20 protein-coding genes and 1 riboswitch are annotated in these 23,646 nt (G+C 70.1%); of the genes, 16 read left to right on the forward strand and 4 right to left on the reverse strand.

All coding sequences use genetic code 11. The features are described 5' to 3' along the window. The first annotated feature begins 35 nt into the window (after positions 1 to 35). The 13 genes from gcvH (at position 36) to FB561_RS24590 (ending at position 15,480) form a co-directional block, all read left to right on the forward strand. Positions 36 to 419 carry a glycine cleavage system protein GcvH gene (gcvH, locus tag FB561_RS24530; protein ID WP_145810667.1) on the forward strand — a complete coding sequence of 128 codons (384 nt, stop codon included), beginning with the start codon at positions 36 to 38 and terminating at the stop codon, positions 417 to 419. 117 nt (positions 420 to 536) lie between these two features. After that, positions 537 to 1,061 carry an FHA domain-containing protein gene (locus FB561_RS24535; protein WP_145810669.1) on the forward strand — a complete coding sequence of 175 codons (525 nt, stop codon included), beginning with the start codon at positions 537 to 539 and terminating at the stop codon, positions 1,059 to 1,061. Continuing rightward, complete coding sequence (gene ftsR / locus FB561_RS24540; RefSeq protein ID WP_145810671.1) at positions 1,045 to 1,731, forward strand: transcriptional regulator FtsR; 687 nt, start codon at positions 1,045 to 1,047, stop codon at positions 1,729 to 1,731. Before FB561_RS24535 ends, ftsR begins: the two co-directional genes overlap by 17 nt. A 115-nt stretch (positions 1,732 to 1,846) precedes the next feature. Then, on the forward strand, positions 1,847 to 2,341 hold the full coding sequence (locus FB561_RS24545; protein ID WP_145810672.1) for a bifunctional nuclease family protein: 495 nt from the start codon (positions 1,847 to 1,849) through the stop codon (positions 2,339 to 2,341). 262 nt (positions 2,342 to 2,603) lie between these two features. Next, positions 2,604 to 3,218 carry a MerR family transcriptional regulator gene (locus FB561_RS24550; protein ID WP_145810675.1) on the forward strand — a complete coding sequence of 205 codons (615 nt, stop codon included), beginning with the start codon at positions 2,604 to 2,606 and terminating at the stop codon, positions 3,216 to 3,218. Positions 3,219 to 3,333: 115 nt separating this feature from the next. Continuing rightward, a riboswitch (glycine riboswitch) is annotated at positions 3,334 to 3,426 on the forward strand. 75 nt (positions 3,427 to 3,501) lie between these two features. Further along, positions 3,502 to 6,366, forward strand: coding sequence for an aminomethyl-transferring glycine dehydrogenase (gene gcvP / locus FB561_RS24555; RefSeq protein WP_145810677.1), 2,865 nt, complete (start codon positions 3,502 to 3,504; stop codon positions 6,364 to 6,366). Continuing rightward, positions 6,363 to 7,664, forward strand: coding sequence for a serine hydrolase domain-containing protein (locus FB561_RS24560; RefSeq protein ID WP_145810679.1), 1,302 nt, complete (start codon positions 6,363 to 6,365; stop codon positions 7,662 to 7,664). The genes gcvP and FB561_RS24560 overlap by 4 nt, the downstream gene beginning before the upstream one ends. Before the next feature lie 60 nt (positions 7,665 to 7,724). Next, a complete protein-coding gene (locus FB561_RS24565) occupies positions 7,725 to 8,489 on the forward strand; it encodes a hypothetical protein (protein WP_145810681.1) in 765 nt (254 codons plus the stop codon). 225 nt (positions 8,490 to 8,714) lie between these two features. Further along, entirely contained in the window at positions 8,715 to 10,247 is a 1,533-nt protein-coding gene (locus tag FB561_RS24570) for a pyridoxal phosphate-dependent decarboxylase family protein (protein WP_145810683.1), read from the forward strand. After that, positions 10,244 to 11,920: an IucA/IucC family protein gene (locus tag FB561_RS24575; RefSeq protein WP_145810685.1), complete on the forward strand. Its 1,677-nt coding sequence runs from the start codon at positions 10,244 to 10,246 to the stop codon at positions 11,918 to 11,920. The genes FB561_RS24570 and FB561_RS24575 overlap by 4 nt, the downstream gene beginning before the upstream one ends. Next, the gene (locus FB561_RS24580) at positions 11,917 to 12,462 is read left to right on the forward strand and encodes a GNAT family N-acetyltransferase (RefSeq protein WP_145810687.1); all 546 of its coding nucleotides are present in this window, start codon (positions 11,917 to 11,919) and stop codon (positions 12,460 to 12,462) included. Before FB561_RS24575 ends, FB561_RS24580 begins: the two co-directional genes overlap by 4 nt. A 1-nt stretch (position 12,463) precedes the next feature. Then, positions 12,464 to 13,747 carry a lysine N(6)-hydroxylase/L-ornithine N(5)-oxygenase family protein gene (locus FB561_RS24585; RefSeq protein ID WP_145810689.1) on the forward strand — a complete coding sequence of 428 codons (1,284 nt, stop codon included), beginning with the start codon at positions 12,464 to 12,466 and terminating at the stop codon, positions 13,745 to 13,747. Then, positions 13,744 to 15,480, forward strand: coding sequence for an IucA/IucC family protein (locus tag FB561_RS24590; RefSeq protein WP_145810691.1), 1,737 nt, complete (start codon positions 13,744 to 13,746; stop codon positions 15,478 to 15,480). Before FB561_RS24585 ends, FB561_RS24590 begins: the two co-directional genes overlap by 4 nt. Positions 15,481 to 15,484: 4 nt before the next feature. Here the strand turns inward: FB561_RS24590 and FB561_RS24595 are convergent, their stop codons facing one another. After that, complete coding sequence (locus tag FB561_RS24595) at positions 15,485 to 16,873, reverse strand: amidase (RefSeq protein WP_145810693.1); 1,389 nt, start codon at positions 16,871 to 16,873, stop codon at positions 15,485 to 15,487. Between the two features lie 91 nt (positions 16,874 to 16,964). Then, positions 16,965 to 17,120 carry a hypothetical protein gene (locus FB561_RS37970; protein ID WP_170284754.1) on the reverse strand — a complete coding sequence of 52 codons (156 nt, stop codon included), beginning with the start codon at positions 17,118 to 17,120 and terminating at the stop codon, positions 16,965 to 16,967. A 351-nt stretch (positions 17,121 to 17,471) separates the two neighbouring features. On the opposite strand from FB561_RS37970, the gene FB561_RS24600 reads away from it, so the two are divergent. After that, positions 17,472 to 18,377: a Mom family adenine methylcarbamoylation protein gene (locus FB561_RS24600; RefSeq protein WP_475422036.1), complete on the forward strand. Its 906-nt coding sequence runs from the start codon at positions 17,472 to 17,474 to the stop codon at positions 18,375 to 18,377. Between the two features lie 30 nt (positions 18,378 to 18,407). On the opposite strand, the gene FB561_RS24605 is transcribed toward FB561_RS24600, so the two are convergent. Beyond that, complete coding sequence (locus FB561_RS24605) at positions 18,408 to 19,949, reverse strand: PfkB family carbohydrate kinase (RefSeq protein ID WP_145810697.1); 1,542 nt, start codon at positions 19,947 to 19,949, stop codon at positions 18,408 to 18,410. 77 nt (positions 19,950 to 20,026) lie between these two features. Beyond that, on the reverse strand, positions 20,027 to 21,961 hold the full coding sequence (locus FB561_RS24610) for a DUF2157 domain-containing protein (RefSeq protein WP_238335217.1): 1,935 nt from the start codon (positions 21,959 to 21,961) through the stop codon (positions 20,027 to 20,029). A gap of 460 nt (positions 21,962 to 22,421) precedes the next feature. Between FB561_RS24610 and FB561_RS24615 the strand changes: the two genes are divergently transcribed. Then, on the forward strand, positions 22,422 to 23,081 hold the full coding sequence (locus FB561_RS24615; protein ID WP_145810698.1) for a class I SAM-dependent methyltransferase: 660 nt from the start codon (positions 22,422 to 22,424) through the stop codon (positions 23,079 to 23,081). A gap of 107 nt (positions 23,082 to 23,188) precedes the next feature. Continuing rightward, the gene (locus FB561_RS24620) at positions 23,189 to 23,602 is read left to right on the forward strand and encodes a DUF805 domain-containing protein (protein WP_145810700.1); all 414 of its coding nucleotides are present in this window, start codon (positions 23,189 to 23,191) and stop codon (positions 23,600 to 23,602) included. Positions 23,603 to 23,646: the final 44 nt, after the last annotated feature.

Raw genomic sequence — 23,646 nt, forward strand, 5'->3', positions numbered from 1 at the left:
CCGATCAACCGGAACTTGAGCGAAAGAGGACCGAGGTGTACCCCGAAGACCTGAAGTACACGGCCGAGCACGAGTGGGTGAAGGCCGGCGACGGCGGCCCGGTGCGGGTCGGCATCACCGACTTCGCCCAGGACGCGCTCGGTGACATCGTGTACGTGCAGCTCCCCGAGGTCGGCGCCGCGGTGCGCGCCGGCGACGCCTGTGGCGAGCTGGAGTCCACCAAGAGCGTCAGCGACCTGTTCGCGCCGGTGAACGGCACCGTCACCGCGGTGAACGAGTCGCTCGCCGACCAGCCCGACCTGGTCAACACCGACCCGTACGGCGAGGGCTGGCTGCTGGACATCCAGGTGGACGACGACGAGGAGGTGGCGGCGCTGATGGATGCCGACACCTACAAGGGCCAGCTCGACCAGAGCTGATAGGTTGTCCGGACCTCAACCGCCGGTCGAGGGTTGAGGTCACAGTCCACACTTGTCATCACACGGGGATCTACGAGACAACGTCGCCGGACCGCCGGCGATCGGGAGGATCACAGCATGCCGTTCTGCAACCAGTGCGGGCACGAGAACTCCGAGGGCAGCCGGTTCTGCTCGCAGTGCGGAACGATGCTCCCTGGCGCGGACCGTCCGGTGCCCGCCCCCGGCGTCACCGACACCGCGATGCTGACGCCGATCCCGGCCGAGCCGGAGACCGAGCGGATCGACACCGGTGACCAGCTGTCGGTCGAGGACGAGGCCGCCGTCGGAGCGCTGCCGGCCGGGTCGGCGCTGCTGATCGTGCAGCGCGGCCCGAACGCGGGCAGCCGGTTCCTGCTCGACGTCGACGTGGTCACCGCCGGCCGGCACCCGGACAGCGACATCTTCCTGGACGACGTCACGGTGTCCCGCCGGCACGCGGAGTTCCGGCGCGACCCGGCCGGGGTGAAGGTGCGCGACGTCGGCAGCCTGAACGGCACCTACGTCAACCGGGACCGGATCGACGAGGTCCAGCTGACCAACGGCGACGAGGTCCAGATCGGCAAGTACCGGCTGGTCTACTACGCCAGTGGCCAGCAAGCCTGACGCAGGCGCCGGAGGAAGCAGCATCGGCGAGGTGCTGCAGGTACTGCGGGCCGAGTTCGCCGACGTCACCATCTCCAAGATCCGCTTCCTCGAGGCGGAGGGACTGGTGACGCCGGCCCGGACCGCGTCGGGGTACCGCAAGTTCAGTGCCGCCGACGTCGACCGGCTCCGGTACGTGCTCACCGCCCAGCGGGACCAGTACCTGCCGCTGAAGGTGATCAAGGAGCACCTGGCCGCGATCGACCGGGGGCTGCGGCCGACCCCCGGCGGACGGCCCGCGGCCCCCGAGCAGCTGCCCGAGCCGGCCGGGCTGCCGGCCGCCGAGGACTTCGGTGTCCACGGCACCGAGTTGAAGCTGACCCGGGACGAACTGCGGGCGGCGGCCGGGATCTCGGCCGAGCTGCTCGCCGAGCTGGAGAGCCACAGCCTGCTGGTGGCCCGGGGCAACCACTACGACGGGGACGCGATCCTGATCGCGCGGGCGGCCGCGGAGTTCGGCCGGCACGGCGTGGAACCACGGCACCTGCGGCCGTTCCGGACCGCCGCCGATCGCGAGGCCGGCCTGATCGAGCAGGTGACCGGACCTCGCCGGACCGAGCGGACCGAGGAGCTCGCCGCGCTCGCCGTCCGGTTGCACGCGGCCCTGGTCCGCGCCCGGCTGCCGCGCTGATCGCTGGACGCCGGACCACCTCGCGTCCGGCGTACGAGGTGCTCCCGGATTGGGGTCGAAGCCGGGCGGTGACCACCGACCTGCCGTGACTGGGTGTGCAGAGTAGGCTGATGGTGTGCGCGAAGTCGACGTGGTCGGAGTCCGGGTGGAGATGCCCTCGAGTCAGCCGATCGTGCTGCTCCGGGAGGTCGGCGGTGAGCGGTACCTGCCGATCTGGATCGGTGCGGCCGAGGCCAGTGCGATCGCCTTCGCCCAGCAGGGCATGGAGCCGCCCCGGCCGCTGACCCACGATCTGTTCGCGGAGACGATCCGGGTGCTCGGGCACACGCTCAGCCAGGTCCGGATCGTCAACCTCACCGACGGGGTGTTCGAGGCGATCCTGGTCTTCGACGACAAGACCGAGATCTCGGCCCGGCCGTCGGACTCGATCGCGCTCGCGCTGCGGACCGGGACGCCGGTGTTCTGCGCCGAGGAGATCCTGGCCGAGGCCGGCATCCCGGTGCCGGACAGCGAGACCGACGGCGCCGACGAGGTCGAGGAAGAAGAAGAGGTCGAGCGGTTCCGCGAGTTTCTCGATCAGGTCACACCTGAGGACTTCGACAAGAGCTGACGTGTAGGGCGGACCCGAACGGGGTACTCACCCGTCGGCATCGACGAAAAGACGGACTTTCACACCTGAACAGCGCCCGGACTTGAACCCACCTGGTACAAGCCCGGACAGGTAACGATTCGGGTCGGGAGCGCGACACGCTCCCGGCTCGGACCCGTTGTCGTTGACCGGCCCTGGTCGGCGGCTTACCTTGAAGGAGTTGTGGAGTGTTGTAACTCCACGGATGTGATCCGTTCCAGTCGGTACCCAGGGAGGCGCAGGCGTGACACGCACCGGCGACACTGATCTGACGGCGCAGTCGACGTCCGACGCGCACGCCGACGCGGCCGCGGCCGCGGGTGTTCAGGGGTTGCTCTTCGACGACGACCTGTCGCCGATGCCGGAGGACGTCGGGTTCCGTGGCCCGACCGCGTGCGCGGCCGCCGGGATCACCTACCGCCAGCTCGACTACTGGGCCCGGACGGGTCTGGTGTCGCCGTCGGTGCGCCCGGCCACCGGGTCCGGCACCCAGCGGCTCTACGGCTTCCGCGACGTGCTGCTGCTCAAGGTGATCAAGCGGCTGCTCGACGCGGGCATCTCGTTGCAGCAGATCCGGACCGCGATCGCGCACCTGAGCCAGCGCGGGATCGACGACCTGACCCAGATCACGCTGATGAGCGACGGCGCCTCGGTCTACATGTGCACCTCGCCGGACGAGGTGATCGATCTGCTGGCCGGCGGTCAGGGGGTCTTCGGGATCGCGCTCGGCGGGGTCTGGCGCGAGGTCGAGGGTTCGCTGTCCGAGCTGCCGACCGAGCGGGCCGGCCACGGCGACGAGGCCGAGCCGCACGCGAGCGACGAACTCGCCGCTCGCCGCCGCGCCCGGATGACCGGCTGAACCACCGTCCTCACTCTCCGCGCCCACTCACTTCCCCGGCGGGTGGGCGTTCTGCTGCCCGGGTGCGTACTGCCCGATGAACCGCCCGGTTGCTGGTAACCTCGGCGATAGCCGCACACAGCACGCGGGAGAGTTCCGGGCGATGCCCGGGCGCCGAAGGGGCAATTCCTCCCCGGAACCTCTCAGGCCCATGGACCGGGTGCCACAGGCGACTCTGAAGCGTGTCCGCGCGTGACAGAGGGGGAGGCCACCGGCAGAACTGTCAGCAACGGAGCCTCTCTCGATGACTGCGCAAGACTCCTCCACCCCCACCCCGCTGGTCTCGGCCGCCTTCGCCGACCGCCATATCGGGCCACGCCCTGACGAGGTCGCCACGATGGTGCGCGCCCTCGGGTACGCCGACGTCGACGCGCTCGTCGATGCCGCGGTGCCCGCCTCGATCCGGTCGGCCGAGCCGCTCCGGCTGCCCGAGCCCGCCTCCGAGGTGGACGCGCTGACCGAGCTCCGGCAGCTCGCCGCCCGTAACACCATCGCCACCTCGATGATCGGCCAGGGGTACTACGGCACCTTCACGCCGTCGGTGATCGTCCGCCGCCTGGTCGAGAACCCGGCGTGGTACACCGCCTACACGCCGTACCAGCCGGAGATCTCGCAGGGCCGGCTGGAGGCGCTGCTGAACTTCCAGACCGTGGTGTCCGACCTGACCGGGCTGCCGACCGCGAACGCGTCGCTGCTCGACGAGGGCACCGCGGCCGCCGAGGCGATGACGCTGGCGCACCGGGGGAACCGCAAGAGCAAGAGCGACCGGTTCCTGGTCGACGCCGACTGCTTCGACCAGACCATCGCCGTGGTCCGGACCCGGGCCGAGGCGCTCGGGATCGAGGTCGTGCTCGCCGACACCACCGACGGCCTGCCGGACGGTGACTTCTTCGGCTTCCTGGTCCAGTACCCCGGCGCCGGTGGAGCCGTCCGCGACCTGAGGCCGTTGATCGAGGCCGCGCACGCCCGCGACACCCTGGTCGCGGTGGCGTCCGACCTGCTCGCGCTGACCGTGCTCGAGGCGCCGGGCGAGGCCGGGGCCGACATCGTGATCGGCTCGTCCCAGCGCTTCGGCGTTCCGCTCTTCTACGGTGGCCCGCACGCCGGCTTCATGTCGGTCCGGACCGGCCTGGAGCGGTCGTTGCCCGGTCGCCTCGTCGGCGTCTCCGTCGACGCGGACGGCGCCCCGGCGTACCGGCTGGCGCTGCAGACCCGGGAGCAGCACATCCGTCGCGAGAAGGCGACCTCGAACATCTGTACCGCGCAGGTGCTGCTCGCCGTGGTCGCGTCGATGTACGCGGTGTACCACGGTCCGGACGGCCTGAAGGCGATCGCCGAGCGGGTGCACGGGCACGCCGACAGCCTGGCCGCGTCGTTGCGGGCCGGCGGCATCGAGGTCGTGCACGAGCAGTTCTTCGACACCGTGCTCGCCAGGGTCCCAGGCCGCGCGGCGGACGTGGTCGACGCGGCCCGGCAGCACGGGATCTGGCTGCGCCTCGTCGACGCCGACCACGTCGGCCTGTCCTGCGACGAGAAGACCGACGCCTCGGTGCTGAGCCGGGTCTGCCAGGCCTTCGGCGTCACCTACGACGCCGCGCTCACCGGCCCGGCGCTCGACCAGGCCGTTGCCCGCAGCACCGAGTACCTGACCCACCCGGTCTTCAACACGCACCGCTCGGAGACCGCGATGCTGCGGTACCTGCGCAAGCTGAGCGACAAGGACTACGCGCTCGACCGGGGCATGATCCCGCTCGGCTCGTGCACGATGAAGCTGAACGCGACCACCGAGATGGAAGCGGTCACCTGGCCCGAGTTCGCCGACCTGCACCCGTTCGCGCCGATCGAGGACGCCGCCGGGTACGTCAAGCTGATCGGTCAGCTGGAGCGCTGGCTGGCCGAGGTGACCGGGTACGCGAAGGTGTCGATCCAGCCGAACGCGGGCTCGCAGGGTGAGCTGGCCGGGCTGCTCGCGATCCGTGGGTACCACCTGGCCAACGGCGACAGCGAGCGCACCGTCTGCCTGATCCCGGCCAGCGCGCACGGTACCAACGCGGCGTCCGCGGTGATGGCCGGGATGAAGGTCGTCGTTGTCAAGGGCAACGACGACGGCACGATCGACCTGGACGACCTGCGCGCCAAGGCCGCCGAGCACGCGGCGAAGCTGGCCGCGATCATGATCACGTACCCGTCGACGCACGGCGTGTACGAGGAGAGCGTCACCGAGGTCTGCCGGATCGTCCACGACCACGGCGGCCAGGTGTACGTCGACGGCGCGAACCTGAACGCCCTGCTCGGCCTCGCCAAGCCGGGCGAGTTCGGCGGCGACGTCAGCCACCTGAACCTGCACAAGACGTTCTGTATCCCGCACGGTGGCGGCGGCCCTGGTGTCGGTCCGGTCGCGGTGGCCGAGCACCTGGCGCCGTACCTGCCGAACCACCCGCTGCTCGACCAGGCCGGACCGGAGTCCGGGGTCGGCCCGATCAGCGCTGCTCCGTTCGGGTCGGCCGGGGTGCTGGCGATCTCCTGGGCGTACATCCGGATGATGGGCGCCGAGGGGCTGACCGCGGCGACGAAGAACGCGGTGCTGACCGCGAACTACGTCGCCAAGCGGCTCGAGAACGCGTTCCCCGTGCTCTACACCGGCGAGAACGGCCTGGTCGCGCACGAGTGCATCCTGGACCTGCGGCCGATCACCAAGGAGACCGGCATCACCGTCGACGACGTCGCCAAGCGGCTGATCGACTACGGCTTCCACGCGCCGACGATGTCGTTCCCGGTGGCCGGCACGCTGATGGTCGAGCCGACCGAGTCCGAGGACCTGGGCGAGCTGGACCGGTTCGTCGACGCGATGATCGCGATCCGGCACGAGATCGACCGGGTCGTGGCGGGGGAGTGGCCGGCCGGCGACAACCCGCTGGTGAACGCGCCGCACACCGCGTCCTCGGTGATCAACGACAAGTGGGACCACGCGTACACCCGTGAGGAGGCCGCGTTCCCGCGTTCCGTCGACCGGACCACCAAGTACTGGCCGCCGGTCCGCCGCATCGACGGTGCGTACGGCGACCGCAACCTGATCTGCTCCTGCCCGTCCCCGGAGGCCTTTGAGTGACCCTTCGTCCTGACACCGCGGCCGCCCTGTTCGCGGAGGTGGCCGCGGCGCAGTCCGAGTGGAGGTTGCCGTCGATCAACGCCGGGGTGCTGCGGGACGGCGCCTTGGTGTGGACCGGGTCGCGGGGGCGGTTCGCCACCGTGGACGGGGGCGCGCCGGGGCCGGACGTGCAGTACCGGATCGGGTCGATCACGAAGACGCTGACCGCGATCCTGGTGCTGCAGTGCCGGGACGACGGGCTGCTCGGGCTGAACGATGCCGTTGGCAAGCATCTGCCCGGGATCGCGTTCGGGGACCGGACGATCCGGCACCTGCTCGCGCACTCGGGCGGGATGAACGCCGAGCCCGAGGGGCCGTGGTGGGAGCGCAACCCGGGCGTCACGTTCGACGAGCTCGCGGCCGCGATGGACGACGCGCACGCGGCCGGTCCGGCGGATCGGCGGCACCACTACTCGAACCTCGGCTACGGCCTGCTCGGTGAGATCGTGGCGCGGGTGCGCGGCGAGGCCTGGTTCGACCTGGTGGTGGAGCGGATCCTCCGGCCGCTGGAGATGAAGCGGACCTCGTACTTCCCGGCGGCGCCCGCGGCCCAGGGGTTCTCGGTGCACCCGTTCAGCGGTCGGCTCGAGGAGGAACCGGCCCACGACGCGGCCGCGATGGCCCCGGCCGGTCAGCTGTGGAGCACGATCGAGGACCTGGCCAAGCTGGCGGCGTTCTGGATCGACCCGGTGTACGAGGTGCTGAGCCGGGACACTGTCGAGGAGATGGCGGCCCCGTCGGCCTCGGATCCGCGCGAGGCCCTCACCGGCTCGTACGGGCTGGGTCTGCGGTTGTACGCGGACGACCCGTACGTCTTCGTCGGCCACACCGGTTCGATGCCGGGCTTCCTGGCCGGGTTGTTCGTGGACCGGGCCCGGCGGATCGGTGCCGTGACGCTGGGCAACGCGACGTACGGCAAGTGCGCGTCCGTCCCGCTCGACCTGATGCGCACCCTGGTCGCCCACGAACCACCGCTGCCGCAGGAATGGGTCCCCGAACCACGGCTGGCCCAAGGCGAGGAGTTGCTCGGCCACTGGTACTGGGGCAACACCCCGCTGACGATGGTGGTCAGCTGCGGCATCCTCCAGATCACCGGCGGCCTCACCTCCCGCTTCACCCCGCTCGGCCCCGACCTGTACCGAGGCCGCGACGGCTACCTGGCCGGCGAGAACCTCAAGGTGATCCGCGACGACACCGGCGCCATCCAGGAACTCAACATCGCCACCTTCAGCCTCACCCGTCGTCCGTACGGCCGCTGACCACGGCCGGAAGCGGCCGTGACCGAGAACCACGGGTGACCTCCGAACTACGGTGAGGACATGCCGTGGCTCCGGATCGTGTCCGTCGGGATCGTCGTCGTGCTGCTCGGTTTCGTCGTCAGGGGTGCGGTCGATCACTGGTCCGACCCGCAGGAGAGCCGGCAGGACGTGATCGACCAGCACGCCGGAACGCTGAGGACGATTCGCGGTCAGGTCGAGCGAGCGGTCGCCAAGACCCCGCCGATCGACCTGGAAGCCGCGGGATCAGAGCGCTGCGACGGGCTCCGGGACGGCGAGCGGCCGTTCAAGCTCGACAGGGGTGACCCAAGGACCAGCACGGTCGGCATCGTCCTGGACCGGCAACTGACCGACCCAGGCGCCGAGCGGGGTCAGTACGACTTCGCGCCGACGACGCTGGGCGACCTGATCGTCGAGGCCGGTCCGGGCCACGAGGCCGGGAAGGACGATCAGGAGCCGGCCGACGATCTGTTCAGGCGGACCGTCGAGGCGACCGCCAAGGTCCGCTATGCGCTGGTCCTGCGCCTGGTCGACGTCCCATCCGAAGATGAGGAACCGCGCCACCTGGGCTACACGGCGTCGATGCTCGACCTGACCAGGGCCGCGGAGGTCTGCCGGTTCAGTGCCACTGCCGACGTCGGGCGGGGGGTCATCCCCTATCGGTACCCGAGCGGTGCGTCGGAGGAGATGCGCAACCGCAGCAAGGCCGGGGCGCTGAGAATGGTCCTGTTGAGCAACACGCTGGCCGTGCTCGAGATGCAGCTCAACTCGGTGCAGCGGGGCAGCTTCGAGCTCGACGGGAAGTAGCCGCGTTCCGGGCCGTCCGGAATGGGGGCGTGAGGCTTGCCACAAGTACGTGACGGGGAAGGTTCGGCCTGCCCTGGAACGCCTTGCTGGATGGGGGAAACGGCGTGTCGCCCGAGGGATGGTCACTGTGGGCACCCCGGTTGACACGGGGCGGAGGGGCGGAAGTAAGTTAGGTCCGCCTTAGTAAGGCTTGCCTTACTCGACAACTTTCCCTGGAGAGCCTGGATGCCGCAGCCCGCGCGTCTCACCGCGGTCAGCTCGTTGCCATCGGTGCCGCAGAGCCCGTTCGATCTGACCCTTCCTCGCTGGCCGTTGGCCACCACGGTGGCCGACCGGACCCGGGGGCCGTTGCCGGCGGGGCCGCCGGCGGCGGTGTTGCGGCGGACGGCCGAACTGCTGGGCGAGCCGCGGGTGCCGTCGACCGGTGTCGGGGAGTCGGCCGCGCTGGACCTGATCGCGAGTGTGCTGGCCGAGAACGGGATCGACCTGAGTCACCCGCACGCGGCCGCGCACCTGCAGCCGCCGGTGCTCCAGGTCGCCGTCGACGCGGACGCGCTGGCGTCGGCGAGCAACGCGTCGATGGACACGTACGACTCGGGTCCGGCGACGCTGGCCGTCGAGCAGTGGGTCGTCCGCGCGCTCGCGGGTCTGGCCGGGCTCGGTACCTCGGCCGACGGCGTCCTCACCCCGGGCGGCTCGATCTCGAACCTGCTGGCCGTGCTGATCGCCCGGGACAGCGCCGCCGCGTCGCTCGGGATCGACGTCCGCCGGCACGGCGTGCAGGGGATTCCCCGGCCGGTCGTGTTCTGTTCCGAGCTGGCCCACTTCTCTGTTCAGCGAGCCTGTGCCGCCCTCGGGCTCGGTGAGGAGGCCGCCGTCACGATCCCGTCCGACGACGACTTCCGGATGCGCCTCGACGTGCTGGCCGGCGAACTCGCCAGGCCGGGCCGGACGCCGGTCGCCGTGGTCGCGACCGCGGGGACGACCGACTACGGTTCGATCGACCCGATCGCGGGTGCGGCCGAGCTCGCCCATCGGTACGGGGCCTGGCTGCACGTGGACGCGGCGTACGGGTTCGGGGCGTTGTTCTCCGACCGGCTGGCGCCGTTGCTGGCGGAGTTGCCGGCCGCCGACTCGGTCACGCTCGACCTGCACAAGATCGGCTGGCAGCCGGCCGCGACGAGCGCGCTGCTGGTCGCGGACCGGACCAGGTTCGCCTCGCTCGGCCGGTCGGTCGACTACCTGAACCCGGCCGACGACATCGACTCCGGGCTGGACGGACTGCTCGGCCGAAGCCTGCAGACCACCCGCCGGCCGGACGCGGTGAAGGTCGCCACCACGCTCACCGCGTACGGACGGGCCGGGCTCGGCCGGATGCTGGACGCCTGTCACGAGCTCGCCCACGCGGCAGCGGCCCGCGTTGTTGCCGACAGCAACCTTGAGCTGCTGGCCCCGGTGACCTTGACGACGGTGCTGTTCCGGGTCGCCGGGACCGAGCTGGAACCGGCCGCCCTGGACGCGGTCCAGGGCGAGATCAGGCGCCGGCTGCTGACCTCGGGACGGGTGCTGATCGGCCGCACCAAGATCCCCGCCCGGTCCGGCCGTCCGGCCGTGGTCGCGCTGAAGCTCACCCTGCTCAACCCGAACGCCACGGCGACCGACATCGAGGAACTGCTCGATCAGGTCGTCGCGACCGGACGCGACGTGATCGCGTCCCGGGGCGCGCTGGTCTCGACCGGTGGTGAGGGTGCCGCGTGACTACTCCTGAACAGACGGCGGTCGCGGCGCACCTCAACGCGATCCTGCGGTGCTACACCCGCGAGGCCGGGATCCCGGTCGCCCTTGGCCGATTGACCTTCGAAGCGGAGGCTCGGGTGGTGAGGGCTGTGGTGCAACACGCCTCACCGACCGGGTACCACCTCTTCGACGACGTTCGCGTCGACGGTACGCCCGCCGTCCCCGAGGACCTGGTCCGGTTGCTGTCGACCGGCGCGGACGCGGGCGAGATCGACGACCTGGCCGCGCGGACCGCCGAGTCGGTGCGCAACGTGGCGACGTTCGTCGAGGGCCCGTCCACCGAGGAGGCCGCGGAGAGCCCGGCCTCGCAGGGTGCGCTCGGCCGGTTCCTGGAAGCCGAGCAGGCGTTGGTGTTCGGGCACCTGACCCACCCGGCGCCGAAGAGCCGGGACGGGGTGCACGGGGCCGAGCTGGCGGCGTACTCGCCGGAGCTCGGTGGCCGGTTCGCGGTCCACTGGTTCGAGGTCGACGCCGAGCTGGTGTCGTCGGACCAGGTGGCCGGCGCGCCATCACTGCAGGGACTGGACGCCTTGCAGTTGATGGCCGCGCTGGCCGGGAGTACGCCGTCGCCCGGGACCGTGCTGGTGCCGGCGCATCCGTGGCAGGCCGCCGACCTGGTCCGCCGGCCGCGGGTGGCCGCGCTGATCGGTGACGGCCGGGTGGCGGCGCTCGGTCCGTCGGGCGCGCAGTGGTTCCCGACGTCGAGTCTGCGCACGCTGTTCCACCCCGATCTGCCGGTGATGCTGAAGTTGTCGCTCGGCCTGCGGATCACGAACTCGAAGCGTGAGTCGACCCCGACCGAGCTGCGCCGCGGACTGGAGATCAACCGGCTCCTCGACGCGGCGTACAACGCGGGCACGGCGACCGCGCATCCGCGGTTCTCCATCGTCCGCGACCCGGCCTGGATCGCGCTGGACGAGGGCGGTCCCACCCTGACCGGTCTCGACGTCGCGGTGCGCGAGGTCCCGGCCGACGTGGACAGCTACGCGTGTCTCGCGGGCCTGGTCGCGCCGCGTCCCGGTGGGGTCAGCCGGTTGAGCGAGCTGCCCGCCGTCGCGGACGACCCGGCCGGCTGGGTCGCGGCGTACGTGGACGAGGTGCTGGTGCCGATGCTGTGCCTGTACGCCGAGACGGGGATCGGGCTGGAGGGTCACCAGCAGAACACGTTGGTACGGCTCGACGACGCCGGCCGCATCACCGGTGGCGCGTACCGGGACAACCAGGGGTACTACCTGGCCTCGTCGCACCTGGAGAGCCTGCTCGGGGTCACCGGGTTGCGCGACTCCACGCTGGCCGTGGTGGACGACGCGATCGTGGACGACCGGCTCACGTACTACCTGCTGCACAACCAGGCCCTCGGTGTCATCGGGGCCCTCGGCATGGACGGCACCGCGGACGAGGACAAGCTGCTGCAGGTGGTTCGGGACCGGCTGGCCGCGGCACTGCCCGGGTTGCGGGCCGCGGGGCCCGACGGCGACCGGCTGCCGAGGCGCTGGCTGGCCGCGGAAACCCTGCCCTGCAAGGCGAACATCCGGACCCGGCTGAAGGGGATCGACGAGGTGGTCGCGCCGCTGGACAACCAGTCGGTGTACCTCGACATCCCGAATCCGCTGCGGCTCGAGGGCGTGCGGTGAGGTGCGAGACGACGCCGCTGCTGCACCTGGACGACGGCTTCGACCTGCGGCCCGCGGTCGCTGAGGACGCCACCAGGATCGCGGACTGGATGGCGCAGCCGCACATCCGGAAGTGGTGGCAGCAGGACTGGTCCGTGGAGCGGTGGGCCCAGGTGCTCGACGAACAAGCCGCTGGTGAGCACTCGACGCCGTGCATGGTCGCGCTCGACACCGAGGACCTCGGCTACGTGGAGCTGTACCGCGTCCGGCACGACCGGCTCGCGGAGTACTACGCGAGCGACGAGCACGACTGGGGCGTTCACGTGGCCATCGGCGACACCGTCCGGACCGGTCAGGGGCTCGGCCGCCGGCTGCTCAGGTCGGTCGCGGACGCGTTGCTGCGGGCGGATCCGCGGTGCGACCGCGTCGTGGCCGAGCCGGACGCGGCCAACGTCGCGTCGGTCCGTGCGTTCGCGGCGGCCGGCTTCGTCACCCAGGGGGAGCTCCGGCTGCCCGAGAAGACCGCACTACTGATGGTTCGTCCCCGGACCGTGGAGGCATGACATGACAACCGCCCCTTACGACGTCCTCGCGATCGGGGCCGGCCCGTTCAACCTCGGCCTGGCCGCGTTGGCGGACGGGCTCGACGACGTCTCGCTGGCGGTGCTGGACAGCCGGCCCGAGTTCACCTGGCATCGCGGGCTGATGTTCGACGACGCGATGCTGCAGGTGTCGTTCCTCGCCGACCTGGTCAGCCTGGTCGAACCGGCACACCGGCTGTCGTTCCTGTCGTACCTGCGCGACAACGACCGCCTGTACCAGTTCTACGTGCGCGAGCAGTTCCACCCGACGCGGCGCGAGTACGAGGCGTACCTGCGGTGGTGTGCGGCCCAGTTGGACTCGCTGCATTTCGGACACGAGGTGACCGCGGTGTCTTGGGACGGGGACGTGTTCACGGTGACTGTGCAACGCGGTGAGGCCGTGGAGGAGTTCACTGCTCGCCACCTGGTCCTCGGGGTCGGTACGGAGCCGAACCTGCCGCCCGCGTTGCAGGGGCTGGCCGAGGAACGGTTCCTGCACTCGGCGGACTACCTCTACCGGCGGGACGACGTACTGCGGTCCGGCCGGGTCACCGTGGTCGGGTCGGGGCAGTCCGGGGCCGAGTGCGCGTTGGACCTGTTGCGGGCCAATGCTGCCGGTGGTCCCGCGGTCAGCTGGTTGACCCGGACGCCGTCGTTCGCACCGCTGGACTACTCCAAGTTGGTGCTGGAGATGACGACCCCGTCGTACGTGGACTACTTCCACTCGTTGCCGGAACCGGCGCGGGACAAGCTGGTCAAGGAACAGTGGCGGCACTACAAGGGCATCTCCTCGGACACGTTGGACGACATCCACGACGTGCTCTACCAACGCGACCTGGGGACCGCGGCGACCGCACCGATCGAGCTGCAGTGTGGTGTCGCCGTGGAGTCCGCTGTTGCTCGCGCTGACGGAGTGGAGCTCACCCTGCGCCACACGGACAGCGGTCGTACCTTCCACCACGTCACCGATGTCGTGGTCGCGGCCACGGGGTACCGGAATCGCGCTGTGTCGTTCCTGGACGCGTCCGTCGAGTCGCTGGTGCAACGGGACGCCGCTGGTCGGTGGGTGATCAACCGGGACCACAGTGTCGGAACGGACGGCCGGTTGTTCGTGGCCAATGCGGATCTGCACAGCCACGGAGTCGCCGCACCGGACCTGGGGATCGGGGCCATTCGCAACGCGACGATCCTCAACGCCGTCGCCGGTCGTGAGGTGTTCCGGCTGCCGAAGTTCACCGCGTTCACCGACTTCGTCGTACCTGCATGAGCTGGACGCGATGCTCCACGGAGCTGCTGGAGAAGCTGATCGCGCAGTTCTGCACGGAGGAGCTGCTGCACCCGGTCGACGGCCGCCTGGACCTGGGGACCGTCGTGTACGAGTTCGGCGCGACCCGGGGAGCCTTCGGAAGCTACCGAGTGACGCCGGGCTCGGTCCGCCGTACGGTCGCGGGCATCCTCGGCAACGATGAGAGCGAGCCGGCCGCGGACCCCGTGCAGTTCCTGGTGGACGCCGCGGACGTGCTGGGGATCCACGGTTCGACCGTGGCCGGGTACGTGGCCGAGTTGTCGAACACGCTGGCCGCCGACGTGACCATGGCGGGTACGGCGGTACGCAACAAGGACCTGCTCGGCTTGGAACACTGGCAGCTGGACGGCCACCTCACGGGCCACCCGCTGCTCGTCGCGAACAAGGGCCGCCTCGGCTTCTCCGCAACCGACAGCGCCCGCTACGCGCCCGAGGCCCGGACCCCGCTCCGCCTGGTCTGGCTCGCCGTTCGCCGTGGCCTCGCGGAGTTCCGCGGTACGCCGGACCTGTCGGAGCACGCCGTGGTCGAGCGGGAGCTGGGTACGGCGGTACTGGACGAGTTCCGCGCGAAGCTGGACGACCCGGACGCGTACGTTTGGATGCCAGTTCACCCGTGGCAGCTGGACCACGTCGTACGGACGCAGTGGGCGCGCGAGTTGGCCACGGGGGAGATCGTGGTGCTGGGGGAGGCGCCCGACGAGTACTTGCCGACACAGTCGATCCGTACTGTCGTCAACATCACGGACCCCCTTCGGTACCAGGTGAAGCTACCGCTGAAGATCCTCAACACGTCGGTGTACCGCGGCATCCCCGAACACTGCTCCCTGGCCGCCCCGATGGTCACCCAATGGCTCCGCGGACTCTGGTCCCGCGACGAGGTACTGGGCCGCCTCGGTACCGAGCTGCTCGGCGAGGTGGCATCCGTGACGGTGCGGCATCCCCAGCTCTCCACGGCGCCCGGAATCCCTTACCAGTGGACGGAAACGCTCGGGTGCATCTGGCGGGACCCGCTGCACCCCCGACTCCAACAGGGCGAGTCCGCCTGGCCGCTGGCCGCCGTACTGCACCGTGACGCGGCCGGCGAACCACTGGTGGTGGCCATGATCGACCAGTCCGGCGCCGACCCGGAGACCTGGCTCGCGGACCTCTTCGCAGCGCTGCTCCGCCCGCTACTCCACCTGATGCACCACTACGGCATCACGGTGAACCCCCACGGCGAGAACCTCGCCGTCATCTGCGGCCCAGAGGGGATGCCGGCCCGCATCGTCGTCAAGGACCTCATCGACGACGTCAACGTCTCCACCGACCCGGTCCCCGCCCGCGGCCACGAACCCGACTCCCACGCCCGCGTCCTCCCCCGCAAACCCTGGCACGTCCTCCGCCAGTACCTCGTCGACGCCCTCCTCCTCGGCGTCCTCAACCCCCTGGCCGACCTGGACCTCATCCCGCCCGACCGCTTCTGGGGCCTGATCCGCGGCGAACTCGACCTCTACGCAACCACCTTCCCCCGCCAAGCCACCCGCCTCGAAGCGACAGCCCTCGACGGCCAGACCTTCGCCCGCTACCCCCTCAACGGCTACCGCCTGACCCTCGGCTACCAAGACCTCGACACCCGCCCACCCATCCCCGTCACCGGCCGCATGCCCAACCCCCTCCACACAGCAACAGCCATCCCCCCGAAACGCCCTTGGTGAGTGGTCAGCAGGGTGGACCGTGGCGCCAGAGCTGCAGTTCCTCGTCGATCAGGATGCCGAGCCCGAGCAGGTCGGCCTCCCACTCGGGCAAGGTGGCGAGCGAGAGTCCGACCGGGAGTCCGCGGTTGTCCAGTCCCGCGGGCACGCTGAGCGCGGCGAAGTCGGCGATCGACCACGGCACCGAGAGCCGGATCCGTGGACCTTGGGGCGGACCGTGGACATCGATGATGGGCGGCGGCGCGTCGATCGTCGGATGAGCGACCGCGGCCAGACGGTGCCGCGTCATCAGGGCACGCCACTCGGCCGACCACTGCCGCCGGAGCCGAAGCGCCTCGTCGTACCGTTCCGAGCTGATCTGCTCGCCTTTCTGGACCCGGTCGCGGACCTGCGGCGTGTAGAGGTGGCTGTGCGCGACGAGGGCGTCGTGAATCTGGTGCGCCTCTGTCTCGTTGATGGTGTCGAATACCCCGTACTGCTTGGCCAGGACGACGGCCGCGCTCGGCGGGTTCTCGATCTCGACCAGTTCCGCGCCCTGGGCGGTCAAGAGGCCGAGTGCCTCTCGGCAAACGGTCGCGATCCGGTCGTCGACCTGTTGCCACGACATCGCGATCGGCAGACCTATGCGAACACCGCGCAGGTCGGACGGTGGACTCGTCGGATAGCCAGGGACCGGCTCGTCCCGGCTGCCGGTGTCCCGCGGATCGTGACCGGCAAGGACCCGCATCAACAGCGACACGTCCAACATGCGCCGCGCCATCGGGCCGGCGACGTCGAACGAAGGACTCAACGGGATCACCCCGAATCGGGACACCCGGCCTTGTGCGCTGCGCAAGGAGCAAACTCCGCAGGCGGCGGCCGGGATGCGTAACGATCCACCTGTGTCGGTGCCAGTGGCAACAGGGACCATCCGTCCGGCAAGTGCGGCCGCCGAGCCACCGGACGAGCCACCGGGCGTGCGGCGGCTGTCCCAGGGATTGCTGGTCGGCGCCGAAGCGGTGCCGTAGGCAAACTCGTGCGTGGTGGTCTTCCCGAGGAGGCCGGCGCCTGCCGCCGCGAGCCGTTCCCAGACGGCGGCGTCCTCGGCGGGGACATAGTTCGCGAGGATCTGGCTGCCGGCGGTCGTCAGGATCCCCCTGGTCAGGAACACGTCCTTGACCGCCACCGGGACACCGGCCAGCGGACCGGTCCCTGCTCCGGTCGCCCGGGCGTGGTCGGCCCGGTCCGCGGCTTCGAGAGCGAGTTCGGGCGTACGGGTGACGAACGCGCGAACGACCGGTTCGGCCGCGTCGATCCGGTGCAGGCAATCGGTGACCAGCTCACGGGCCGAGAGGCGGCGGCGCTCCAGCAAAGGGAGCAATTCGGTGAGACTGAGATCGGCGGCGTCGTCACTCACCCTGCCGAGCCTACGAAAACAAAACCCGCCCGGGGGAGCCCCAGGCGGGTCGTCGGCAAGAACGGGACGCGGCGTCGTTGCCGCGCCGTCCTCAGCCGTGCATCGCGACGGCGACGTTGTACACGCCCAGGCAGAAGACCATGACCGCGGCGAACAGCAGCATGAACAGGATCTGTCGCCAGAAGGAGATCAGGATCACGGCCGACGCCACGACCACCAGGGCCGCGAGTAATTCGTTGGTTGGCATGATGTCCCTCTTTTCTGTGAATCAGCTGTCGGTCGGACTCTTGTAATCTGCGATGGTTGGGTTAGATTGAGCCGTTCCCTTTCCGGGGTTGAGTTCGTACTCCCAGTAAATGTCCTGTCAAAAGGCTGTCAATGCGGAAATGTGGCATCGGGAGAAGGTGCACCGACGCTCTTCTGGCCGAGCCGGCCGGGCAGTTCCGCAGCGATCCGGCGAAAAGCGTGCCAACTGGTCCACTCGTGGTGCCATTTGGCAGCTCGCGGTGGCGTCCTGGTCCGCGGCCGCGAAACGTTGCCCAGGATTGGCGGGAAGTGCGGCGAACCGGGCGATGTCCGCTAGCATTCTCGCGTGTCCATGAGTCCCGTCACGTCGACGGTTCTGCGACTCTCGCTCGATGATTGCCGTCGGCCCGATTCGCTGCTTTCCGACCTGGTCCGCGATGCTGCCGTCCGCAACGGACTGGAGCCCCGCGCCCTCGCCGTGCGCACCCTGCTGCACCTGCCGCGGGTAGCTCGGCAGGACGGGACGCTGAGTCAACGGCAGCTCCAGGACGAGATCCGGCGCAGCGGTGCCGATCTCCGCGCCGACCAGGCCCGGATCAGGGCGTTGATCCCCGACAGCAAGTTCCTCCTGCAGGAGCTGTTGTTCGTCCGGTACTCCGAGGCCGACGCGGCCCGGATCTTCACCAACCTGCACTACCTGCGCAGTGCCCGGCCGGGGTCGCTCAACTTCGCCTTGGTCGACCCGGTCTACCGCCTCCCGGTGAGCCTCTGCAGCGTGTCCCCGCTCGAGTGGCGGCAGGTGGGGCGTCAGCTGGCCGTGCAGTTCCAGGTGCCACGGGAGCGGGCCTGGGACATCTCCCGGGTCTACTCCTTCGACATAGCGCCGGCGAACGCGATCTCGTACCTGCTGGCGAAGGTCCGCTCGTATGTCCGGCAGGAGTGCCCCGGCGTCGACCTGCTCACCACCGCCGTCGACCCGAACCTGGGCTTCACCGGCTCGAGCTACCGCGCCGCGAACTGGCATCGCTGGATGTCGATCGCGCCGCGTCCGTACCTGTACGTCGATCGGCAGTACGCCAGTCCGCGGCAGCTCCGCGCCCGCTTCGGAACGGCCAACCTGGCCGAGCTGAAGACCCGGCATCCCGGGTCGGTCCAGCAGAGCCGGGCGACGTTGCTCGATTCAACGATCTTCTGCTGCCGGGTCCGCGGCGAGACCGAATTCGTCGCTCCCGACGACCAGAAACGGCTGCGGCGCTGACCCGCTGCCGGTGATTCCCGGCGGCCTTTGTCAGGGCGCCTTGATGGTGAAATGTGACCGGCTGAGCAAGGTCTCCACCCGTTTGCGGTTCGGCATGGAATTCGACAGTGGGAAATCGGCGGTCGCACACGACATCGCGGCCGCCGCCCAGAGCGCGACCTGCTCGGAGAACGCCCGCTCGTTGTCGATGAGTTTGGCGGCGAGCGCCGCGCAGAAAGCGTCCCGGGCCGCCGAGGATTCCTTGTAGATCGACGGGAACGTCGGCACCATGAAAGCCTCGTGCGCCGCTTCCGAATAGACGGTGCACCCGCCGTTGACGAGCAGGCAGAGGGTGTCCACGCCGTACGCGAGCATGTTGCGGGCGACGGGATCGGGGTCGAAGCGGTCCTGTCCGGCCGGGGCGTACCTGCCCAGCTCCCACGCGTGCGCGACCAGGTAGTCGATCTGGGTCAGCGAATGCCGCGAGATCGTCTCGTCCGGGTACGGCTGGCCCGGTGTCACGATCACGAGTGGGGAGTCGTCACCCTCGCTCTTGGCCAGCGCGAGCGTCTGCTGCACCGTCTCGCGCGGAATCTCGAAGGTCACCAGGACGACGTCGCAGCCGGCCAGCGCGCGCGAATGCTGGTCGATGTCGCGGACGTCGAGGCGGACGTCGACCTGGTTGCGCCAGTTCACCGCGATGCTGTCGCCGAGCTCCATCTCGATGACACCGGTGAACGGCGTCCTGGCCTCGTGCACGACCTTGACCAGGGACGTGTCGACACCTTCGTCGCGCAGGTAGTGCATGATCTCCTGGCCGAAACGGTCGTCGGCCACGGCGGCGATGAGAGACACGTCCAGCCCGAGCCTGGCCGCCGCCACCGCCTGGGTGAGGCCCTTGCCGCCGGGGGAGAGGTCGAAACCGTACGCCTCGCTCGACGTCTCCCGGGCCGGCAGTTGCTTGGTCCGGAACGTCGCGTCCATCACGGCGCCGCCGACAACGATCACCTTGCCGCCGCTGCCCGCCGACGCCGGTACCGGCGCGTCGCCCGACGCCGGCAGGACGGCACCCTTCGAGCCGACCGAGTAGACCTCGCGGCGGATGAGCTGACGTGCCAGTTCGCGGAGGACCTCGCGTTCCGTCGTGCCGCGGAGTGCGCGGTCGCTCGGTGGATCGGTGGGTGGGTGACCGAGCGACTCGTGCAGCCGTCGCCAGTGCCCCAGGAGCGCCGTCCGGCGGCGGCCGAGCGAGTCGGCGCTCAGCGACTGGATCGCCCGCGGATCGATGCCGTGCCGCGTGTACGCGTCGGCGAACAACCCGAGTGCGAGGATCGCGTCGGCGACGATCTGCTCGGTGCCGCTCATGGTGTGCCGCACGCACTGCCCGACCACCTCGAGCGCTGCCGACGCCGGTTTGACGTTGTGCACCGTCGCGTACCGCCGGGTGGCGGCCAGACCGAGCAGAGGTGCGGCGACCGGATTGCGCTCGTCCTGCAGCCGGGACAGGATCAGCCCGTCCCGTGCTCGGAGCTTCTCCAGCACGTTGATCAGTACCAGGGCGTCGGGCGAGTCCCAGTCGGCGCGCTCGGCCATTCGCCCCCCAGGTGCTCGATGTCCGGAACACCAGTATCCGCGATCCGGGTCGTCTGTGAAAGCGCAAAGTAGTCGGGTCAGCGCAGGGCGGTGATCCAGCGGGCGGCGGCTTTGGCTTGGTGGAGGCGGCGTTCGTAGGTTGCGCCTACGGCGAGGAGGACGGCGCCGGCCAGGGCCAGGGTGATCCAGCGGGGGATCAGCGGGGCCACTTCGAGGAGTTGCCAGACGGCGATCTTGGTGAGGGCCGCGGCGCCCAGGACGAACGGGGCCTGGAGCGAGCCGCGGGTGCCGATCAGGATGGCCGCGGTGGCGGCGGCGACGACCAGGGTGGTCCTGGGGATGTCGTTGCCGTTGGCAAGCAAGGTGGAGGGGGCCAGGGCCAGCAGCAGGCCAGGTCCGAGGAAGAGCCAGCTGGGCTGGTCGCGCCAGCGGAGGATGCCGATGGCCAGCATGATGGCGGCCGGCGGCAGGGTGAACCACTCGACCGTGGTGGTGCCGGAGCCGGCGACGAACGCGATGCTGGCGATGATGAGCAACGCACCCGCGATGAGCAGGACGGCACGGCGAGCCGGTTGGAGGCCGTACGCCACGAGGGGGGCGGCGGCGATCGTGAGGACGATGCCGGTGCCGGTGTCGGAGGAGGCGGTCGTCAGGATCACGATCTCGGCGAGTCCAGTCGCGCAGGCGGCGGCGGCCAGCAGGGCGCGTTCGGGGGCGCGGCCCACGTACCGGGTGGCGGCGGCGATGGTGCAGGCGGCAACGACGGCCAGGGCGATTCCGCCGGTCCAGCGGGTGAGGTGTTCCTGGGGGAGGGTGAGGACGATCGCGGCCTGCGCGGCGAGGCTCGCGGTGGCACCCGCCACGGCGACGTCGAGGCGGTGACGCCAGGCGGCGATGAAGGCGAGTACGGCGATCAGCGCGGCGATCAGGCTGAGGTGCAGCAGATCCGCGAGGAGCGTGGCGGTCAGCGTGGTCATGGCCGCGGTGATGGTGGTCGCCAGGGTCAGCAGGGTCTTGCGGAGCGGGTTCTGCTGGTTGGTGAGGAGCAGGGTGAGCGTCAGTACGGTTGCGAGCGCGGTGGTGAGCCAGCGGCCGGCCGTCGGTACCTGGGGGAGGAACATCGAGATCGTGAACGCGGCCGCGGTGATGCAGAAGGTGTGGCCAAGCAGCGGCGGCAGAACGCGGGGCAGTGCTCCTCGGTGGATCAGGGTGATCCCTGTGGCCGCGGCCAGGCAGACGACGGCGGTGAACTGGGCGCTGAGAGCAAGCGTCTGCGTGAACGGGTCCGCGAAGTAGGGGTCGTGCTGAGCGACCAGCGCGAGGAAGACGCGGATGGCGCCGAGGACGGTCAGGCCGGTGAAGACCAGGGTCCCGCAGGTGGCGCCGGTGAGGCGGACCGTGCGGGTGCTCTTCGCCGACAGCAGCACGGTGATGACCGACTGGGTGAGCAGGGCGAGCAGGAGTACGGCGAGGTTGACGTGGCCGGCGATGAGGAGGGGGACGGGGAATTGGGCGGCGACGACCGTGGTGATGCCGAAGGTCTTGACCGACTTGGCCAGACGGTGCAGCACAAAGTTGACCGTGGCAACAATTGCGGCCATCAGGGCGATGTGGTCGATCAGGCTGATCGCCTCGGGATCGACGAGGCCGAGGGCGCGGGTGCCGTACAGGTCGACGATCAGCAGGCCGCCGCCGAGAACGGCGAGGGCTTCGGCGGTGCCGTCGAGGCGGTGGCGGGCGGCGGGGACGGCGCCGCCGAGGGCGATCGCGGCGAGGGTCGCCATGATCCCGACCTGCGCGCCGACCGGCAGGCTGTCCCAGGTGACCGCGAGGAACGTGACGCCGGCGGCCAGCAGGAGCAGGACGCCGAGACCGAGCAACGTGGCCTGCGGGCTGAGGCGGCGCCGTTCCTTGGGTGGCTTGGGGGTACTCGGCGCGGCAGCCGCGGGCCGAGGGGCGCCCGGCGCGAGGAAAGGTTCGGGCGGACGCGTGCCAGGCGCGGGGAAAGGCACGGACGGACGCGTGCCAGGCGCGGGGAAAGGCACGGAAGCACGCGCGGCCTGTGCGGGAGGGGGTGCGGCCTGCGGGGGAGCAGGTGCGGGGTAGGGCGGAAGCCGGGTGCCGCTGGTCGGCTCGGGGACCGGCGCCGGCGAGACCGGCGGCGCCGGCAGTTCGGGGCGGATCGGGAAGGATCGCGGCGCCATCGGTGCGGGCAGCGGTGGGTGGATGGTTGTCGGAGGCATCCAAGGAGCGGGCGCGACCGGCGGGGCCGGCGTCAGCTGGAGCAGGGTTCGGCAGGCAGGGCAGTGAAAACTGGCGGTTTGAACGTTCATCCTCGCTCCTTGGCTGTGGTGGTGACCACTCTTCCGGGCGGAACGGGACGACGCCTGAGTACGTCTACTCAATTCGTCGCGTAGGCTGCTGCGGTCTGTCGGTCGTCCAGGACCGGCGTGGACACACGGGGAGAGCTGGATGAAGACTGGACAGGAGCTCGCTCGGGCTCAGCAGGATCGCTGGCAGGCGGCGTACGAGCAGAACCGGTGGTTGCACGGGGCCGAGCCGTCCGCGGCCGCGCGGTGGACCGTCCGACTGTTCGGTGCCGCGGGCATCGACGACGTGCTTGAGCTCGGCGCCGGCCACGGCCGGGACGCGCTTTACCTTGCCCGGCAGGGATTCAGCGTGCACGCGACCGACTTCAGCGAATCGGCGCTCGACCAGTTGCGCCGGGAAGCGCAGGCCGAGGGACTCGACGACCGGGTGACGGCCGCCCTGCACGACGTGCGAGATCCGCTCCCACCCGCCGACGGCACCGTCAACGCGGTGTACGCGAACCTGCTGCTGAACATGGCCTTCTCCCGGGCCGAGCTGCGTTCGCTGGTCCTGGAGATCCGCCGCGTGCTCCGGCCCGGTGGGCTGTTCGTCTACACGGTGTGGTCGACGGATGACACCGGGTACGGCCGGTGCGAGGACCTCGGCGACGGCCTGGCGACCAAGGACGGGTTCGTGGGACGGTATTTCGACGAGGGCCTGGTCCGGGAGCTCGCCGACCGGTGGGAGCTCGGGGGGATCGAGCCGTACCAGGAGGACTCCCGCCGGCTGTTCCGGATCACCCAGGCCAAACCGGCCGCCTGACGAACGTCAGGTTGCGGTGTGGTCACCATGCCGTGTGTGCGTTGACGGACGGGAACCTGTTCCGTCAGGCTCGCTCGACGTCTCATTTTCGAGCAACGGAGATAGCAATGCAGTGGTACACCGAGGTACTCAAGAAATACGTCGTGTTCACCGGTCGTGCACGGCGCAAGGAGTACTGGATGTTCACGCTGTTCAGCGTGATCATCTCCATCGTGCTCTCCATCGTCGACGGGCTGATCGGCACCCGTAACGACACCGGTACGGGCCTGCTGTCCGGCCTGTACTCGCTGGCCGTCCTGCTGCCGACCCTGGGTGTCACGGTCCGGCGGCTGCACGACACCAACCGGACCGGCTGGTGGATCCTGATCGGCATCGTCCCGATCATCGGCTGGATCGTGCTGATCGTCTTCCTCGCCACCGAGGGCAACGCCGGCGACAACCAGCACGGCCCGGACCCGAAGGCCGCCGAGCGTTTCGGCACCGGTACGCCGAACGCGGACCCCGGGTACCCGACGGTCTGACCCGTACCACACGCAGAAGGTCCCGCGAAACCACCGGTTTCGCG

Source organism: Kribbella amoyensis (assembly GCF_007828865.1).
Taxonomy (GTDB): Bacteria; Actinomycetota; Actinomycetes; order Propionibacteriales; family Kribbellaceae; genus Kribbella; species Kribbella amoyensis.

What these genes read in the sequence shown, in the direction of transcription:
- FB561_RS24535 (WP_145810669.1), top strand. Translation starts at nt 537, where the DNA reads ATGCCGTTCTGCAACCAGTGCGGGCACGAGAACTCCGAGGGCAGCCGG.
- gcvP (WP_145810677.1), top strand. Translation starts at nt 3,502, where the DNA reads ATGACTGCGCAAGACTCCTCCACCCCCACCCCGCTGGTCTCGGCCGCC.
- FB561_RS24565 (WP_145810681.1), top strand. Translation starts at nt 7,725, where the DNA reads ATGCCGTGGCTCCGGATCGTGTCCGTCGGGATCGTCGTCGTGCTGCTC.
- FB561_RS24570 (WP_145810683.1), top strand. Translation starts at nt 8,715, where the DNA reads ATGCCGCAGCCCGCGCGTCTCACCGCGGTCAGCTCGTTGCCATCGGTG.
- FB561_RS24585 (WP_145810689.1), top strand. Translation starts at nt 12,464, where the DNA reads ATGACAACCGCCCCTTACGACGTCCTCGCGATCGGGGCCGGCCCGTTC.
- FB561_RS24590 (WP_145810691.1), top strand. Translation starts at nt 13,744, where the DNA reads ATGAGCTGGACGCGATGCTCCACGGAGCTGCTGGAGAAGCTGATCGCG.
- FB561_RS37970 (WP_170284754.1), bottom strand. Translation starts at nt 17,120, where the DNA reads ATGCCAACCAACGAATTACTCGCGGCCCTGGTGGTCGTGGCGTCGGCC.
- FB561_RS24600 (WP_475422036.1), top strand. Translation starts at nt 17,472, where the DNA reads ATGAGTCCCGTCACGTCGACGGTTCTGCGACTCTCGCTCGATGATTGC.
- FB561_RS24605 (WP_145810697.1), bottom strand. Translation starts at nt 19,949, where the DNA reads ATGGCCGAGCGCGCCGACTGGGACTCGCCCGACGCCCTGGTACTGATC.
- FB561_RS24615 (WP_145810698.1), top strand. Translation starts at nt 22,422, where the DNA reads ATGAAGACTGGACAGGAGCTCGCTCGGGCTCAGCAGGATCGCTGGCAG.
- FB561_RS24620 (WP_145810700.1), top strand. Translation starts at nt 23,189, where the DNA reads ATGCAGTGGTACACCGAGGTACTCAAGAAATACGTCGTGTTCACCGGT.